This window comes from Streptomyces sp. 7-21 (assembly GCF_016741785.1).
Lineage (GTDB): Bacteria > Actinomycetota > Actinomycetes > Streptomycetales > Streptomycetaceae > Streptomyces.
Genome location: NZ_JAERRL010000018.1, coordinates 84,892 through 100,762, shown reverse-complemented (window position 1 = coordinate 100,762; position 15,871 = coordinate 84,892). Strand labels below are relative to the sequence as shown.

The 15,871-nt window shown below is 74.6% G+C and carries 13 protein-coding genes and 1 rRNA gene; 9 read left to right on the top strand and 5 right to left on the bottom strand.

What is annotated here, in order from left to right:
• Window positions 1–73: 73 nt before the first annotated feature.
• Window positions 74–190: ribosomal RNA gene (gene rrf / locus JK356_RS19855) — 5S ribosomal RNA — on the top strand.
• Window positions 191–292: 102 nt separating this feature from the next.
• Window positions 293–1,483, top strand: a complete 1,191-nt coding sequence (locus JK356_RS22090; protein ID WP_236671617.1) for a tetratricopeptide repeat protein — start codon at window positions 293–295, stop codon at window positions 1,481–1,483.
• A 45-nt stretch (window positions 1,484–1,528) separates the two neighbouring features.
• Here JK356_RS22090 and JK356_RS19845 read toward each other — a convergent pair whose 3' ends face one another.
• The 3 genes from JK356_RS19845 to JK356_RS19835 are packed head-to-tail and all read right to left on the bottom strand — an operon-like array spanning window position 1,529 to window position 5,262.
• Window positions 1,529–3,340, bottom strand: a complete 1,812-nt coding sequence (locus JK356_RS19845; protein WP_201870032.1) for an IucA/IucC family siderophore biosynthesis protein — start codon at window positions 3,338–3,340, stop codon at window positions 1,529–1,531.
• A gap of 11 nt (window positions 3,341–3,351) precedes the next feature.
• Window positions 3,352–3,924, bottom strand: a complete 573-nt coding sequence (locus JK356_RS19840; protein WP_201870031.1) for a GNAT family N-acetyltransferase — start codon at window positions 3,922–3,924, stop codon at window positions 3,352–3,354.
• Window positions 3,925–3,978: 54 nt separating this feature from the next.
• The gene (locus JK356_RS19835) at window positions 3,979–5,262 is read right to left on the bottom strand and encodes a DUF1015 domain-containing protein (RefSeq protein ID WP_201870030.1); all 1,284 of its coding nucleotides are present in this window, start codon (window positions 5,260–5,262) and stop codon (window positions 3,979–3,981) included.
• A 76-nt stretch (window positions 5,263–5,338) separates the two neighbouring features.
• Between JK356_RS19835 and JK356_RS19830 the strand changes: the two genes are divergently transcribed.
• Window positions 5,339–6,382, top strand: a complete 1,044-nt coding sequence (locus JK356_RS19830) for an HAD-IIA family hydrolase (RefSeq protein ID WP_201870029.1) — start codon at window positions 5,339–5,341, stop codon at window positions 6,380–6,382.
• 26 nt (window positions 6,383–6,408) lie between these two features.
• Here JK356_RS19830 and JK356_RS19825 read toward each other — a convergent pair whose 3' ends face one another.
• Window positions 6,409–7,239, bottom strand: a complete 831-nt coding sequence (locus JK356_RS19825; protein WP_201870028.1) for a siderophore-interacting protein — start codon at window positions 7,237–7,239, stop codon at window positions 6,409–6,411.
• Window positions 7,240–7,489: 250 nt separating this feature from the next.
• Here JK356_RS19825 and JK356_RS19820 point away from each other — a divergent pair, with 250 nt between their 5' ends.
• The 6 genes from JK356_RS19820 (at window position 7,490) to JK356_RS19795 (ending at window position 13,718) form a co-directional block, all read left to right on the top strand.
• On the top strand, window positions 7,490–7,723 hold the full coding sequence (locus tag JK356_RS19820) for a hypothetical protein (RefSeq protein WP_201870027.1): 234 nt from the start codon (window positions 7,490–7,492) through the stop codon (window positions 7,721–7,723).
• A gap of 30 nt (window positions 7,724–7,753) precedes the next feature.
• The gene (locus tag JK356_RS19815) at window positions 7,754–8,554 is read left to right on the top strand and encodes a TlyA family RNA methyltransferase (RefSeq protein WP_236671636.1); all 801 of its coding nucleotides are present in this window, start codon (window positions 7,754–7,756) and stop codon (window positions 8,552–8,554) included.
• Entirely contained in the window at window positions 8,551–9,492 is a 942-nt protein-coding gene (locus JK356_RS19810) for an NAD kinase (protein WP_201870025.1), read from the top strand. The genes JK356_RS19815 and JK356_RS19810 overlap by 4 nt, the downstream gene beginning before the upstream one ends.
• Window positions 9,493–9,584: 92 nt before the next feature.
• Entirely contained in the window at window positions 9,585–11,381 is a 1,797-nt protein-coding gene (recN, locus tag JK356_RS19805) for a DNA repair protein RecN (RefSeq protein WP_201870024.1), read from the top strand.
• A 157-nt stretch (window positions 11,382–11,538) separates the two neighbouring features.
• Window positions 11,539–12,696 carry a glycosyltransferase family 4 protein gene (locus JK356_RS19800; RefSeq protein ID WP_374100687.1) on the top strand — a complete coding sequence of 386 codons (1,158 nt, stop codon included), beginning with the start codon at window positions 11,539–11,541 and terminating at the stop codon, window positions 12,694–12,696.
• 83 nt (window positions 12,697–12,779) lie between these two features.
• Window positions 12,780–13,718: a glycoside hydrolase family 16 protein gene (locus tag JK356_RS19795; protein ID WP_201870022.1), complete on the top strand. Its 939-nt coding sequence runs from the start codon at window positions 12,780–12,782 to the stop codon at window positions 13,716–13,718.
• 56 nt (window positions 13,719–13,774) lie between these two features.
• On the opposite strand, the gene JK356_RS19790 is transcribed toward JK356_RS19795, so the two are convergent.
• Window positions 13,775–15,580, bottom strand: a complete 1,806-nt coding sequence (locus tag JK356_RS19790) for a glycoside hydrolase family 15 protein (RefSeq protein ID WP_201870043.1) — start codon at window positions 15,578–15,580, stop codon at window positions 13,775–13,777.
• Window positions 15,581–15,871: the final 291 nt, after the last annotated feature.

Sequence of the window (15,871 nt, the reverse complement as noted above, 5' to 3'; positions counted from 1 at the left end):
GCTTTTTGAGGCCGCCGTTTGTGGTGTTCCAACTGAAGAGTGTGCTTGTTCGCTTGGAGCACTTCGTTAGTGTTCCGGTGGTCATGGCGGAGGGGAAACGCCCGGTTACATTCCGAACCCGGAAGCTAAGCTCTCCAGCGCCGATGGTACTGCACGGGGGACCGTGTGGGAGAGTAGGTCGCCGCCGGACGATTTTTAGGAACCTCGGGTTCCCAGCGTGCATGCTGGGAACCCGAGGTTTTTTTGTTGTCACAACTGTCCGTCTCATTGAGTCATCGCAGGAGTCACGTTCATGTCCCAGCCATCCGAGGAGCGGTCCGGGCGCTCCGAACCGTCCGAGCCGTCCGGGCGTCCGCAGCGGCGGGAGGGGCGGTCTGACCAGTCACGCGGTGGTGGTGGCCACGGCGGCGGGTACCGGCCGCGCGGGTCCGGTGAGCGCAACGGCCCCCGGCGAGGTGACGGCGGCAGGCGGGATGGCCGTAGTGACCGCTGGGGAGACCGCCGGTCGGGCCGGGGTGAGGGCTACGGCCGCGGCGGCCGGAGCGGCGGCGGGTACGAGGGCCGCCCGTGGCGTGGCGGTGAGGGCAAGCGCGGCGACGGGCGCCCCGAGCGGTCATCCCGGGACGGGGGCCGCGACGGCCGCCCGGGGCGCGGCGGGCCGCGCGGGGGCGGCGGATTCCGGCGCGACGGCCGCGGCGGGGAGAGGCGCGACCGGTCCCGCAAGGACGGCACCAGGGAACGGGAGCAGGTCCAGCGGCTGCCCATCCCGGACGACGTGACCGGCGAAGAGGTCGACGCCTCGGTACGGCAGCAGCTGCGGAGCATGCCGAAGACGCTGGCCATGGACGTCGCGAAGAACCTGGTGATGGTCGCCAGGCTGCTCGATGAGGACCCGGAGCGTGCCTACGCGCACTCCCGCGTCGCCCTGCGCCTCGCCTCCCGTGTGGCAGCCGTGCGCGAGGCGGCCGGCTTCGCCGCCTACGCCGTGGAGAAGTACGGCGAGGCGCTGGCCGAGTTCCGTGCCGCCCGCCGCATGTCCGGCGCCAGCGACCTGTGGCCGATCATGGCCGACTGCGAGCGGGGTCTCGGGCGCCCCGAGAAGGCGCTCGCCATGGCCAGGGACCCGGAGGTCCGCAAGCTCGACAAGGCGGGCAAGATCGAGATGCGGCTGGTCGCCGCCGGGGCCCGCCGCGACATGGGGCAGGCGGACGCCGCCGTGGTGACCTTGCAGACGCCGGAGCTCAACTCCTCCTCCCACCAGCCGTGGGTGGCGCGGCTGCGGTACGCGTACGCCGACGCGCTGCTGGCCGCCGGGCGCCGCGAGGAGGCCCGGGAGTGGTTCGGGCGGGCGCTGGAGTCCGACCACAGCGGGGCGACCGACGCCTCGGACCGCCTGGCTGAGCTGGACGGTCTGGAGTTCGTCGACGCACTCGACCCCGAGGCCGAGGAGCGGGCCGGGGACGAGGCACACAGCGCCGGGTGACAGAAGGGGGGTGTCCGCCGCTCGCCGCGGCGGGCACCCCCAGGATCACCTGCCGTCGGCGAAGCGGGCCAGCGGGTTCTCCAGTGTTCCGGCGAACTGCAGCGCGCCCGCCGGGTCCTGGAGGTCGACCATCTGCGTGTTGTCGCGCAGCTGAAGCCGGTTGAGGCACGACAGCGCGAAGCGCTCGGCGAACAGGTCATACCGCTTGAACTTCTCCGCCAGCTGCGGGGCCGAGCGCTGGTACCTCCGGACGCAGTCCGCCACCGAGGACCAGAAGGTGTCCTCCTCCAGCTGCCCGTCCGCGACCAGCAGGGCGCTGAGGAAACGGAAGAAACAGTCGAACACGTCCGTCAGCAGCGACAGCGTCACCAGCTCGTCGCTCAGCTCCACCCGGATCCGCTCGACCTCCTCGGGGAGCGGCGTCGCGGAGTTCATCAGGACGACCTCCTCGGCGATGTCCTTCATGAACACCCGCCGGGGCACGCCGTTCTCCAGGACGAGGATGACGTTCTCGCCGTGCGGCATGAACGCCAGGTCGTGGGCGTACAGGCAGTGCAGCAGCGGCACGAGGTACGCGTCCAGGTAGCGGCGCAGCCACTGGTGGGCCGGCAGACCGGACTCCGCGATCAGCGCGCTGACGAGCGGCCGGCCCCCGGCGTCCACGTGCAGCAGCGACGCCATCGTCGCCAGACGCTGGCCCGGCTCCAGCTTCGGCACCGGGCTCTCACGCCACAGCGCCGCCAGCATCTTCAGGTACGGCGAGCCCTTCTGGGCGGTCAGCTCGTACTGCCGGTGGTGGTAGCCGATCGCGGCCCGCTCCCGCAGCAGGCCGAAGCCGGTGGCGCGCAGCGTCTCATCGCCCGCGACCAGGCCCGCCAGCCAGTCGTTGATCGCGGGCGTGGCGCGCATGTAGGCGGCGGACAGGCCGCGCAGGAAGCCCATGTTCAGCACGGACAGGGCGGTCTTGACGTAGTGGCGGTCGGGCGAGGAGACGTTGAAGAACGTGCGGATCGACTGCTGGGGCCGGTACTCGTCATCGCCGTAGCCCAGGCAGACCAGGTGACGCTGGGCGACCTCGGCCGCGAAGGTGACGGACAGCCGGTTCCACCACTGCCAGGGATGCACCGGCAGCAGGTAGACGTCGTCAAGCCCCAGGCCAGCCTCGGCCAGCCGGGCGGCGAAACGGCGCAGCGTCGCCGGGTCGAGCTCGCTGCTGATGAGGGTGTCGTAGTCCAGGTCCGCCCCGCAGGTGAACGTGGCCAGATCGCGGCGGGCGGCCAGCCATATCAGCCGGACGGGCGCCCCGGCCTCCGGCGCGAACGCGCGGTACTCGGCAGCGTCGAAGCCGATACGGCCGTTGTTGGCGACGAAGCAGGGGTGGCCCTCGGTCATGCCCGCCTCGATGTCCTGGAAGTCCGCGGCCGCCAGTTCGGCGGCGGAGCGTTGCGGCCGCGACAGCTTGAACGCGGCGCTGGCGAGCGTGGAGCTGATCTCCTCCAGGTAGACGGGCAGCACCCGGTCGCTCAGGCCGAGGGCGTCGCGGAACTCCACGAAGAAGTCGAGGGCGTTCAGCGGCAGCTGCTCGCCCGCGCGGTGGCGGGTGATGCTGGCCGCGTCGATCAGCCAGTGGTCCAGGGCGAGCAGCCGAGCGGAGAAGGTGTAGGTGACGGAGCCGTCGTCGCTGGTGACCGTGTACCGGCCGTCGCTGCCCCGGGCGGGAGTGAGAAGGCGCTCGTGCGAGAACTCGGCGAGCGCCTTGCGTATCAGGTGGCGGGTGGCGCGTTCCCACAGCTCGGGCGTCAGGTGGTCGGTGGCGTGGAACGGGGCGTCCGCGGGGGCGCCGGCGGCGAGATACATGCGGGGGCTCCTCACGGCCGAACGGCCTGGCGGGTGGCGAGGTACTGTTCGCGGGTGCACAGGCTGAGGAGGGCGTCCTTGCCGGGCAGTGAGACGGTCGCCGCTACCTCGAAGCCGACCGCCGCGTTCAGGGCGTGCACCGGCTTGTTGCGGACATCGGGCTCGACGACGACGCGGCGCGTAGCGGGGTCGGCGAAGAGCATCTCCATGATGGTGGTGATCACGGCACGGGTGAACCCGTGCAGCGGGGTGTCGGTGGGCGCGACGAGGAAATGCATGCCGACGTCACCGGGGCGCACCTGGTAGACGGCGCCCACTGGGTCGTGCGCCGGGTCGTAGCGCTCGACGAGGAACGCGGGCCGCCCTTCGTGCAGTCCGAGGAAGGCGTCGCGGGCCCCGGCGGCGTCGATGGCGCGGAACTCGGCCTCGACATCGGCGAGCGAGGCGTCGGTCATCAGCCAGAACGCCGACTTCGGGTGCGTCAGCCAGCGGTGCAGCAGTGCGGCGTCGGCGGCCGGGTCGACGCGGCGGAGGGCGAACTCGCCCAGCCGGTCGTCTTTCCGGGCGTAAACGATGGCGCTCATGCGGCTCCCAGGTCAGCAGAGAAGACTGGGAGTGAGGTTAGCCTAACCTAAGTTTCACCCGCAATCGGGTGTGCCGCCCTCGTCAAGGAGCCGCAGCACCAGGCCGGTTGCCGGTTTCGGCCCGAACGAGGTTGCCTTCTCGGGCAGCGTGACCCCGCGTTCGGCGAGGCCGCGCACGGTCTCCTCGGCGACCGGACGCAGCAGCACGGCCGACCCGCCCGACCGCGCCGCCGCGGCCACGGCGGCGGCCGCGTCGTGCACGTACCGCACGGCGCCGGCGGCCGTCCCGCGCCACAGCGTGCCGAGCAGCGTGGCGCGCAGCACCGCCGTGTCCAGCCGCCGCCACGCCTCGGGGCGCCCGGCCGGCACGGTCCGCGCCAGCAGCGCTGGGTCGGGCCGGTCCAGAAGGTGGAATCCACCGCCGCCCGCCACCACCATGGCGTTGCCGTCGGACGGCGGAACGGCAGCGAGGGCCGCCAGCGCGTCCTCCAGCCCGCTGCCGAGCGGGCGGACCCGGAACCCCGCCGCGGCGCGGGCCAGCGCCTCCGCAGGGGGCAGCCCGGGGAACACCCGGTGGATGGGCCGCACGCGCAGCGGGTAGCGGTCGGCGTCGACGAGCAGCACCAGGCCGCGGTCCCACGGGGGAGCGCCGCCGTGCTCCTGGTGCAGGCGCAGGTACGTGGCCCAGCGGTGGTGGCCGTCGGCGATCATGGCGCGGCGGGTAGCGAGCCCGCGCCGCACGGTCTCCTGGTCGGCGGGGGCGGTGACGGCCCACAGCCGGTGGCCGGTGCCGTCCGGCGCGGTGGCCGCCAGCAGCGGCGGCCGGGCGGCGGCGCGTGCGATGACCGCGGCGGTGCCGGCGGCCGGGCCGCCGCCCCGGTAGGTCAGCAGCAGCGGCTCCAGGTTCGCGGCGGTCGCGCGCAGCAGCGAGGCCCGCTCGGCGACGACCTCGGGAACGGTGTCCTCGTGCGGCAGCACGATGCCGCGCTCCGGCGGGGTGAGCCGCAGCGCGCCGATGATCCCGCGCTGCGTGACGGTGCTGCCGTGGCGCTGCTCATAGACGTAGAAGGCGGGCTCGGGATCACGGACGAGCACGCCCTCCGCGCGCCAGGCCCGCAGCGTCGCCGCCGCCCTGCGGTGGGCCTCGCCGGGGGCGGACGCCTGCGGGAGGATGAGACGGACGATGTTGTGCGGGTCGGCTGTCTCCAGGGCGCGCAGCCCCTCCGGACGCACCACCACGTCGTAGGGCGGGGACGTCACCGCGGCCAGGCCGCCGACACGGTCCGGCGCGTAGCGCACCCCGCGGAACGGAGCCAGGTCCAGACCATCGGCGGGCATCCGCTCATGGTAAGCCGCCGGCGGGAGCGGGCGCCGTGCGGGTGCGGACCGGCGTGAGGGATGATCGGAAGCGACCATGGCTGCGATACTCACCACCCCCCGTGCCTGTGACCGCCCCCTCGCCGAGGCCTACGACACCGCGCTGCTCGACCTGGACGGCGTGGTGTACGCCGGGAGCCAGGCCGTTCCCCACGCCGTGGCGGCGCTGCGGGCCGCCCGTGAGGGCGGCATGCGGCTGGCCTTCGTGACCAACAACGCGCTGCGGACCCCCGCGGCCGTCGCCGCCCACCTGACGGGCCTCGGCGTGCCCGCCGCCGAGTCCAGCGTCATCACCTCGGCGCAGGCGGTCGCCCGCCTCGTCGCCGAACGCGTCCCGGCCGGCGCCCCCGTGCTGTGCGCGGGCGGTGAGGGGCTGCGCGTGGCGCTGGCGGAACACGGGCTGCGGCCGGTGGACTCCGCCGACGACGACCCGGCGGCGGTCGTGCAGGGGTACGGCGGCCCGGACATGCGGTGGGCGACGCTGGCCGAGGCGGCGCTCGCGGTGGGGCGGGGCGTGCCGTGGTTCGCGTCCAACACCGACGCGACCGTGCCCAGCGGGCGCGGCCTGGCGCCCGGCAACGGCGCCGCGGTCGAGGTGGTGCGGGTGGCGACCGGGCACGCCGGGCCGGAGGTGGCGGGCAAGCCCGCGCCGCCCATGCACCGGGAGGCGATGCTGCGGTCGCAGGCGCGCCGGCCGCTCATCGTCGGGGACCGGCTCGACACGGACATCGCGGGGGCGCACCACGGCGGGGTCGACGCGCTGCTGGTGCTGACCGGGGTGACCGGCGCCGCGGAGCTGCTGGCCGCGCCGCCCGCGCACCGGCCCGCGTACGTGGCGGCCGACCTGCGCGGGCTGCTGGCTCCCCAGCCGGCGGTGGTGCGGGAGCCGTCGGGCGGGGGCTTCGCGTGCGGTGGCTGGCGTGCGGGCGTCAGCGGCGGGGCGCTGCGGTGCGAGCGGACGGCGCCCGGCGGTGACCCGGCGGACGGACTGCGGGCGCTGTGCGCCGCCGCGTGGACGCACGCGGGGGAGGGGCGGTGCACCCTGCCGGCGCACGAGGCCCTGGCGGCGCTGGAGCGGTGAGGCGGGTGCGGGCGCGGCCCGCCCCGTCAGGACGCGGCGGCGATGGCCTCCTCGATCAGGTGGTCTTCGCTGACGCCGCGCCGCCAGTAGCCGGTGAACGTGATCCGGTCGCGGCGGAAGCCGCGGTCGCCCACGAGGTGGCGGCGCAGCGCCCGCACGCAGCCGGCCTCGCCCGCCAGCCAGGCGTACGGCGTGCCCTGCGGCAGAGCGGCCGCGCGCACCGCCCTCAGCAGCGGATCGCCCTGGCCGGGCGGCAGTCCGTCGCGGCACAGCCAGGTCACGTCGGCGTCGGCCTTGGTCGGCAGCGCCTGGCGGTCCGCGCCGTGGGCTACCTCGATCCACGCCTTCACGGGCATGCCCTCCGGCAGCCAGGCGAGGATGCCCGCCATCGCGGGCAGCGCCGTGGCGTCGCCGGCCAGCAGCACCCAGGCGGTATCGGCCGGGGGGCGGAAGCCGACGCCCGCGTTGTCCTCCGTCAGCGGGCCGAGCAGCGTGGCCGGGTCGCCGGGGCGGACCCTGCGGGCCCAGCGGCAGGCGTGGCCCACGTCGCCGTGGATCGCGAAGTCGAGGTCCAGCTCGCCCGGGCGCTGCTCCCGCACGGTGTAGGTGCGCATCACCGCGCGGGTCGCGGGGTCCATGCGCTGCCAGGCGGGCCACCAGCGGTCCCCGGCGCCGCGCGGCAGGCTGGCCTCCCGCTGCCCGGGGCGGGGAAGGAAGAGCTTGACCCGCTGGTCGCGGCCGCCGCTGGCAAGGCGGTCGGCGCACTCGCCGCCCAGGGTGACGCGGGCAAAGCCGGGGCTGATGCGCTGGGCGCGCAGCACGTGCAGGTCGAAGAAGTCGAAGAGCGCGGCGGTCATGTCCGGTCCTTACGGCTGTCGCCCGGCCCCCGGGCGTCCACGCGGGGCGCGGGCAAGGGTCCACGGCGCGGCACGGCACCATGGGCGTGCCCGTCCCCTGGCAACTGGCTACGAAGGTAAGGCTAACCTCACTTGTCTGCTGAGGGGAGGGGCGGGCCCGGTCCCGGGCAGCCAGCATCCGCCCGGCGCGGGTGGCGGTTGGGGACGGTGAGGCGGCGCGCACCGGTGGTCACCGGGTAGCGTCGGGCCCATGCACGAGCCCCTCGAACCGCATCCGAACTCCCCGGCTGCCGCCGGACCCACCGGCCACACCGGCGTCGATGCCGCACTCGGCCGCCTCGCTGAGACCGAGCGGCTCCCCGTCTCCGGGCACCTGGAGGTCTACGAGGACGTGCACCGCGCCCTGCGCGAGACCCTCGAGGCCCTCGACCGGCAGCCCGGGCCGCCCGCGCCCGCCGCGGCGCCGCGTCCGGCCGGGAGCTGAACCGGCGTGGCAGCAGCGACGAACCGCCGGCTGGCGCGCCTCGACGCCGAACTCGTCCGCCGGGGCCTGGCGCGCTCGCGCGAGCACGCCCGCTCCCTCATCGAGGCCGGACGGGTCACCGTCGACGGCACGACGGCAGGCAAGCCCGCCACCCAAGTGGCCACCAGCGCCGCTCTCGTGGTCCGCGCCGACGAGAACGACCCCGGCTACGTCTCGCGCGGCGGGCACAAACTGGCCGGCGCCCTCGCGGTGTTCGTGCCGCGCGGACTGCGCGTCGCCGGGCGTCCCGCCCTGGACGCCGGGGCCTCCACCGGCGGCTTCACTGACGTGCTGCTGCGCAACGGCGCCAGCCACGTCACCGCCGTCGACGTCGGCTACGGCCAGCTGGCCTGGTCCCTGCGCTCGGACGAGCGGGTCACCGTGATGGACCGCACCAACGTGCGGGACCTGACGCCGGATCTGCTGGCCGGTCCCGTCCCCGAACTCGTCACCGGTGACCTGTCGTTCATCCCGCTCGGCCTCGTCCTGCCCGCCCTCGTGAGCTGCGCCGCGCCCGGCGCCGACTTCGTGCTGATGGTCAAGCCGCAGTTCGAGGTCGGCAGGGAACGCCTGGGCAGCGGGGGAGTGGTCCGCAAGCCGGAGCTGCGGGCCGAGGCCATCCGGACGGTCGCCGAGCGCGCCGCCAGCCTCGGGCTCGGCACCAAGGGGGTGACGGCCAGCCCGCTTCCGGGCCCGTCGGGCAACGTCGAGTACTTTCTGTGGCTGCGAGCCGGTGCGCCGCCGCTGGACCCGGCCGACGCCGACCGTGCCGTGACGGAGGGCCCGCAGTGACGCAAGCGACCACCAGCCGCGACGGCCGCACGGTCTTCCTGCTCGCGCACACCGGCCGCCCGGCCGCGATCCGCAGCGCCGAGCGGGTCGTGCGCGGGCTGCTCGGTCACGGGCTCAACGTGCGGGTGCTGACCGAGGAAGCCGAGGACCTCACGCTGCCCGCGCAGGCCGAGCGGGTGGCCAAGCCGCACGTCGTCGGTGACAGGACCCGGGTGCTGGACGGCTGCGAGCTGCTCATCGTGCTCGGCGGTGACGGCACCCTGCTGCGCGGCGCCGAGTTCGCGCGTGCCTCCGGTGTACCGATGCTCGGCGTCAACCTCGGCCGCGTCGGGTTCCTCGCCGAGGCCGAGCGCGACGACCTCGACCAGGTCGTCGACCGGGTCGTCAGCCGTGCCTACGAGGTCGAGGAGCGGATGACGCTCGACGTCCTCGTGCGCAGCGACGGCGACAGCGGCCGCGTCGTGCATACCGACTGGGCGCTGAACGAGGCCACCGTCGAAAAGGCCGCGCGGGAACGGATGCTGGAGGTCGTCACCGAGGTCGACGGCAGGCCCGTCTCCGGCTTCGGGTGCGACGGCGTCGTGTGCGCGACCCCCACCGGCTCGACCGCGTACGCCTTCTCCGCGGGCGGCCCGGTGGTCTGGCCGGAGCTGGAGGCGCTGCTGATGGTGCCGATCAGCGCGCACGCGCTGTTCGCCCGGCCGCTGGTGACCGCCCCCGACTCCGTCCTCGCCGTTGAGGTGATGCCGCACACCGGGCACGGCGTGCTGTGGTGCGACGGGCGGCGCACGATCGCACTCCCGCCCGGCGCGCGGGTCGAGGTGCGGCGCGGGGCGGTTCCCGTGCGCCTGGCCCGCCTGCACCGCGCTCCCTTCACCGACCGGCTCGTCGCCAAGTTCGCCCTGCCGGTGGCGGGCTGGCGGGGCGGTCCGCACTGACCTGCGGACTGACCTGCGGACTGACCTGCGGTGTCACCTCCCGTCGGGCCCGCCTCCTTCGGGGGGAGTCCCGGGGCCTGGCAGGACCTCGTATGGTCGTATCCGTGCTGGAAGAAATGCGGATCACCAACCTGGGCGTGATCGACGACGCCGTCGTCGAACTGTCCTCGGGATTCACCGCGGTGACGGGGGAGACCGGAGCGGGCAAGACCATGGTCGTCACCAGCCTTGGCCTGCTGTTCGGCGGCCGGGCGGACGCAGGGCTGGTGCGCGCGGGCGCCTCCGCGGCCGTGGTCGAGGGCCGTCTCACCGTGCCCGAGGACAGCCGGGCGGCGCGCCGCGCCGCCGAGGCGGGCGCCGACCTCGACGACGGTGCCCTGCTGCTGACCCGCACCCTGTCCGCCGAGGGCCGCTCCCGTGCCCACGCCGGAGGCCGCTCGGTGCCGGTGGGGCTCCTCGCCGAGCTCGGCGAGGACCTGATCGCCGTTCACGGGCAGACCGACCAGCAGGGCCTGCTCCGCCCCGGCCGGCAGCGCGAGGCGCTCGACCGGTACGCCGGAGCGGCCGTCGCCGAGCCGCTCGCCGCCTACCAGGAGGCGTACCGGCGGCTGCGCGAGGTCACCGCCGAACTCGACGAGCTGACCACGCGTGCCCGCGAGCGCGCCCAGGAGGCCGACCTGCTGCGCTTCGGCCTCGACGAGATCGCCGCCGCCGAGCCCCGGCCCGGCGAGGATGCCGAACTCGCCGCCGAGGCCGAACGGCTCGGCCACGCCGAGTCGCTGGCCGCCGCGGCGGCCAGCGCCCACGGCGCCCTGGCCGGTGACCCGGCCGACCCCAGCACGCTCGACGCCGTGACGCTCGTCGGCGGCGCGCACCGCGCCCTGGAGGCGGTGCGCGGACACGACCCGGCGCTGGCGCAGCTCGCCGACCGGCTCAGCGAGATCAGCATCCTGCTGTCGGACGTGGCGGGTGACCTCGCGGGCTACGCCGACGGCCTGGACGCCGACCCGCTGCGGCTGGCCGCCGTCGAGGAGCGGCGCGCCGTCCTGGCCCACCTGATCCGCAAGTACGGGGCACCCGGGCCCGGCGAGACGGACGGCGAGCACGACGGCTGCGCCGCCGTCCTGCGGTGGGCCGAGCGCGGTGCGGCGCGGCTGGCCGAACTCGACGGCGACGACGACCGGATCGGCGAGCTGACGGCCGAGCGCGACGCCTTGCGCGACCGGCTCTCGGCGCTGGCGGCGGCGCTCACGGCGGCCCGCCAGGAAGCGGCGAAGCGGTTCGGCGAGGCGGTTACCGAGGAGCTGGCCCAGCTCGCCATGCCGCACGCCCGCGTCCACGTCGACGTCCGCCAGACCGACGCGCCGGAGGGAGAGCCCGGCCTGGCGGTCGGCGGCCGCTCGGTAACCTTCGGCCCGCACGGCGCCGACGAGGTGGAGCTGCTCCTGGCGCCGCACCCGGGGGCGCCGCCGCGCCCGATCGCCAAGGGCGCCTCGGGCGGTGAGCTGTCGCGCGTGATGCTGGCCGTGGAGGTCGTCTTCGCGGGGGCGTCGCCCGTGCCGACGTACCTGTTCGACGAGGTGGACGCGGGCGTCGGCGGCAAGGCGGCGGTGGAGGTCGGCCGGCGGCTCGCCAGGCTGGCGGACAACGCCCAGGTCGTCGTGGTCACCCACCTGCCGCAGGTCGCGGCCTTCGCGGACCGGCACCTGGTGGTGGAGAAGACGAGCGACGGCTCGGTGACCCGCAGCGGCGTGCGCCTGGTGCACGGCGAGGGCCGGGTGCGTGAGCTGTCCCGCATGCTGGCTGGCCAGGAGGACTCCGAGCTGGCGCGGGCGCACGCCGAGGAGCTGCTCGCCACCGCCGCCCGCCTCGGGCACGGGGGCGCGTAACCGCCTGCCGGGCGCTCCCTCGCCCGTGCGAGTGGCTCGCGGTACCGCGCGGCCGGTCCGGACTGGCATGCTGGACGCGCATTCCACTCCGAGCCAACGAGGGGCTGCTGTGAGCGACGCACGTCAGGCTGCCGGGCCGCACGGCGTGCGCGCGCTGCTGCCGGGCGGGCGGAGAGGCGTACCGGCCGGCGGGGCGGCGGCCGGCGCACGCGGCCGGGCGGCGCTGCACGTGGTGCAGGTGCTCGGCAGCGGCGGCGCGGGCACCGGCGCCCACGTGCGTTCCCTGTCCGCGGGTCTGGTGGCGCGCGGGGTGCGCGTGACGGTGTGCGCGACGCCCGGCGCCGAGCAGCGCTTCGGGTTCTCGGCCACAGCGGTGCGGTTCGTGCCGGTCAGCGCCCGGTCGCGGCTGGAGACGGTCGGGACGCTGCGCGCCGTGTGCCGGGACGCCGACCTGGTGCACGCCCACGGCATCCGCTCCGGGCTGCTGGCCTCGCTGGCGCTGTGGCGGACCGGCGTGCCGCTCGTGGTGACGTGGCACACCCGCTCGACCGCCAGTGGCGCACGGGAGCGCCTGCGGACGCTGACGGAACGGTGGGTGGCGCGCGCGGCGTCCGTCGTGCTGGGCGCGACGACGGACCTGGTCGACCGCGCGCGCCGGCAAGGGGCGCGCGACGCCCGTCTCGCGCCCGTCGTGCTTCCGGTGCAGCGGCGGCCGCGGCGAGGGGCGCACGCCGAGGCCGAGCCGCTCAAGCTGCGCGCCGACGTCGGTGCCGTCGACCGGCCGCTGCTCGTCGCCTCGGCCCGCCTCGGCCACCGGCAGGACCGGGAGGTGCTGGACGGGCTGCTGACCGCTGCCCGCGCCTGGCGGCGCCTGACCCCGCAGCCGCTGCTCGTCCTCACCGGCGAGGGGCCGGAACGCGCCACGCTCCAGCGCCGCATCGCACGTGAGCACTTGCCCGTTCGCCTGCTGGGGAAGCGGGACGACCTCCACCGCCTGGTGGCCGTCGCCGACGTGGTGGTGTTCGCTGCCCGCTGGGCTGCCCGCGCGCCGCTGGCCCAGGAGGCGCTGCGCCGCGGCGTGCCGCTGGTGGCGACCGCCGTCGGCAGCGTCCCGCAGCTGGTTGGCGACGCGGCCGTGCTGGTGCCCTATGGCGATCCCGGCGCGCTGGGCGAGGCCGTCGCGGACCTGGTGGGGGACGGGGAGCGGCGGGCCGCACTGGCCGAAGCGGGCAGGATCCGGGCGGGGAGCTGGCCGACCGAGGACACCACCGTCGCGCACGTGCTGAGCGTGTACGACGAGCTGGCCAGGGTCTGAGCCGGCGGCTCACCCGACACTGGCCGGATCATGACGTTGACGCCGCGCGGCGTGCCCAGCACTGTGCTCAGCCAGGAGGTGTCATGTACGCGAAAAGTCGCACGGTTACGACCATCGCCGCGCTCGCCTGCCTGCTGGCGGCCTGGGCCGTCGCCCAGACGCCGTCCGCGGGGGCCGAACCGGCGGGCGGCGCCCAGCCCGCCCAGCTCCAGGAGGTCTGGCGCACCGACTTCGACGGCCCGGCGGGCAGCCTGCCGTCCGCCGACGACTGGATCATCGACACGGGCACCAGCTACCCCGGCGGCCCCGCCAACTGGGGCACCGGGGAGGTGCAGACGTACACCAGCGACCCCGCCAACATCCAGCTCGACGGCTCAGGCCACCTCGTCATCACCGCTCTGCTCGACGGCGGCACCTGGACGTCCGCCCGCATCGAGACGCAGCGCTCCGACTTCGCCGCGCCCGACGGCGGGCTGATGCGCATCGAGGCGGCCCTGCGCCTGCCCGACCTGGAGGGGGACGCGGCCCTCGGCTACTGGCCCGCTTTCTGGACCCTCGGCGCCGACTTCCGCGGGGACTACTGGAACTGGCCCGGCATCGGGGAGTTCGACATCATGGAGAACGTCAACGGCCTTGACCAGGTCTGGGGCGTGCTCCACTGCGGCGTCAACCCCGGCGGCCCCTGTGACGAGACGCAGGGCATCGGCGCCGCCACCGCCTGCGGCGACTGCGACGCCGGTTTCCACGAGTACGCCCTCGAACTCGACCGCACCGGCGACGTCGAATACCTGCGGTGGTACCTCGACGGCCAGCTGTACCACACGGTCAGCTCCGAGCAGATCGGCGAGCAGACCTGGGCCGACGCCACCGGTCACGGGCACTTCCTGCTGCTGAACCTGGCCATGGGCGGCGCATTCCCCGACGGCGTGGCCGGGCAGGCCACGCCGACGGCCGCGACCCAGCCCGGCGGCACCCTGGTCGCCGACTACGTGTCCGTCTCCGTGCAGCAGCCCGCCGGGTGAGACCCGCGGGCCATCCCGCTGCGGGCCTTTGGCCCGCGGCGGGGAGGGGCGACGGCCTAGCTGCCGTAGGCCCCCGACGCGGTCAGCCGCAGCGCCGTGTCGATCAGCGGCACGTGGCTGAACGCCTGCGGGAAGTTGCCCACCTGCCGCATCCGGCGCGGGTCCCACTCCTCGGCGAGCAGCCCCAGGTCGTTCCGCAGCGCCAGCAGCTTCTCGAACAGCTTCCTCGCCTCCTCCACCCGGCCGATCATCGCCAGGTCGTCGGCCAGCCAGAACGAGCAGGCCAGGAACGCCCCCTCGTCGCCCTCCAGGCCGTCGACGCCGACATCCGACCCGGCGGTCGGGTAGCGCAGGATGAAGCCGTCCAGCGTCGACAGCTCGCGCTGGATCGCCTCGATCGTGCCGATCACGCGCTTGTCGTCCGGCGGCAGGAAGCCCATCTGCGGGATGAGCAGCAGCGAGGCGTCCAGCTCCTTGGAGCCGAAGTACTGCGTGAAGGTGTTGCGCTCCTTGTCGTAGCCGCGCTCGCACACCGTCCGGTGAATCTCGTCACGCAGATCCCGCCAGCGCTCCAGCGGGCCGTCTACCTCGCCCGACTCGATCAGCTTGACCGTACGGTCGACCGCCACCCAGGCCATCACCTTGGAGTGCGTGAAGTGGCGCCGCGGGCCCCGGACCTCCCAGATGCCCTCGTCCGGCTCGTGCCAGTGCTCCTCCAGGTACCGGATCAGCTTCAGCTGAAGCAGATTGGCGTGATCGTTGCGCGCCAGCCCCGTCATGTGCGCCAGGTGCAGCGCCTCGGTGACCTCGCCGTACACGTCGAGCTGGAGCTGCCCGGCGGCGCCGTTGCCGATGCGGACCGGCTGGGAGTTCTCGTAACCGGGCAGCCAGCTCAGCTCCGCCTCGGCCAGCTCACGCTCACCGGCGATGCCGTACATGATCTGCAGGTTCTGCGGGTCACCCGCCACCGCGCGCAGCAGCCACTCGCGCCAGGCCCTGGCCTCCTCGTGGTAGCCCGTGCGCAGCAGCGACGACAGTGTGATCGCGGCGTCCCGCAGCCACGTGAAGCGGTAGTCCCAGTTCCGCGACCCGCCGATCTCCTCGGGCAGCGACGTCGTCGGCGCCGCCACGATGCCGCCGGTCGGCTCGTACGTCAGCGCCTTGAGCGTGATCAGCGAGCGGACCACGGCCTCCCGGTACGGCCCGTGGTAGGTGCACTGCGCCACCCAGTCGTGCCAGAACTCCGCCGTCTGCGCCAGCGCCTCCGCGGGCTGCGGCACCGGCGGCGGCTGCTTGTGCGAGGGCTGCCAGGAAATGGCGAACGTCACCCGGTCGCCGGGGGCGACGGTGAAGTCGGAGTACGTCGTCAGGTCCCGGCCGTAGGTGTCCGCGGTGGTGTCCAGCCAGACGGAGTCGGGCCCGGCGACGGCGACCGTGCGGTCCTCGATCTTGTGCACCCACGGCACGACCCAGCCGTAGGAGAAGCGCATCCGCAGCGCCGAGCGCATCGGCACCCGGCCGCTGATGCCGTCCACCACACGGATCAGCTGCGGGGCGTCCCGGCCGCGCGGCGGCATGAAATCCGTCACCCTGACCGTGCCGCGCGGGGTGTCCCACTCCGACTCCAGGATCAGGGAGTCGCCCTGGTACCGCCTCCGGCTTGCCGGCGGCGGCGGCACGTCTCTGCCGTGCGCGGGGCCGAGCCGCCAGAAGCCGTGCTCCTCGTTGCCGAGGAGACTGGCGAAGACGGCATGGGAATCGAACCGCGGCAGGCAGAGCCAGTCAGCTGACCCGTCTCTGCCGATGAGCGCGGCGGTCTGCATGTCGCCAACGAGTGCGTAGTCCTCGATGCGCCCGGCCACTAGCGTCTCCACTCGAAACTGTGCTCCGCCCCCCGTGTGGGCGTGCGTGCTCCCATCGCCCGTTCGGGCGTCCGAGCATCGTACGTCGCCGCGGAGGGTTCCGTGTCCCCTTCCGGCGGCCTCGTCGGCGGGGGCGCTGTTTTTGCGGGTGTTGGCACGGATAGTCGGTCTTCTCCTGCTAGCCAGCTTCGGCCGTTCTTCCCCCTGCGGCCACTGATACCCTGGTAGCCCGTGTGGAGCGGAGGGCAGCGACCCCCGAACCGCCACGACGGAGTCCCCTCGGACCGCGGC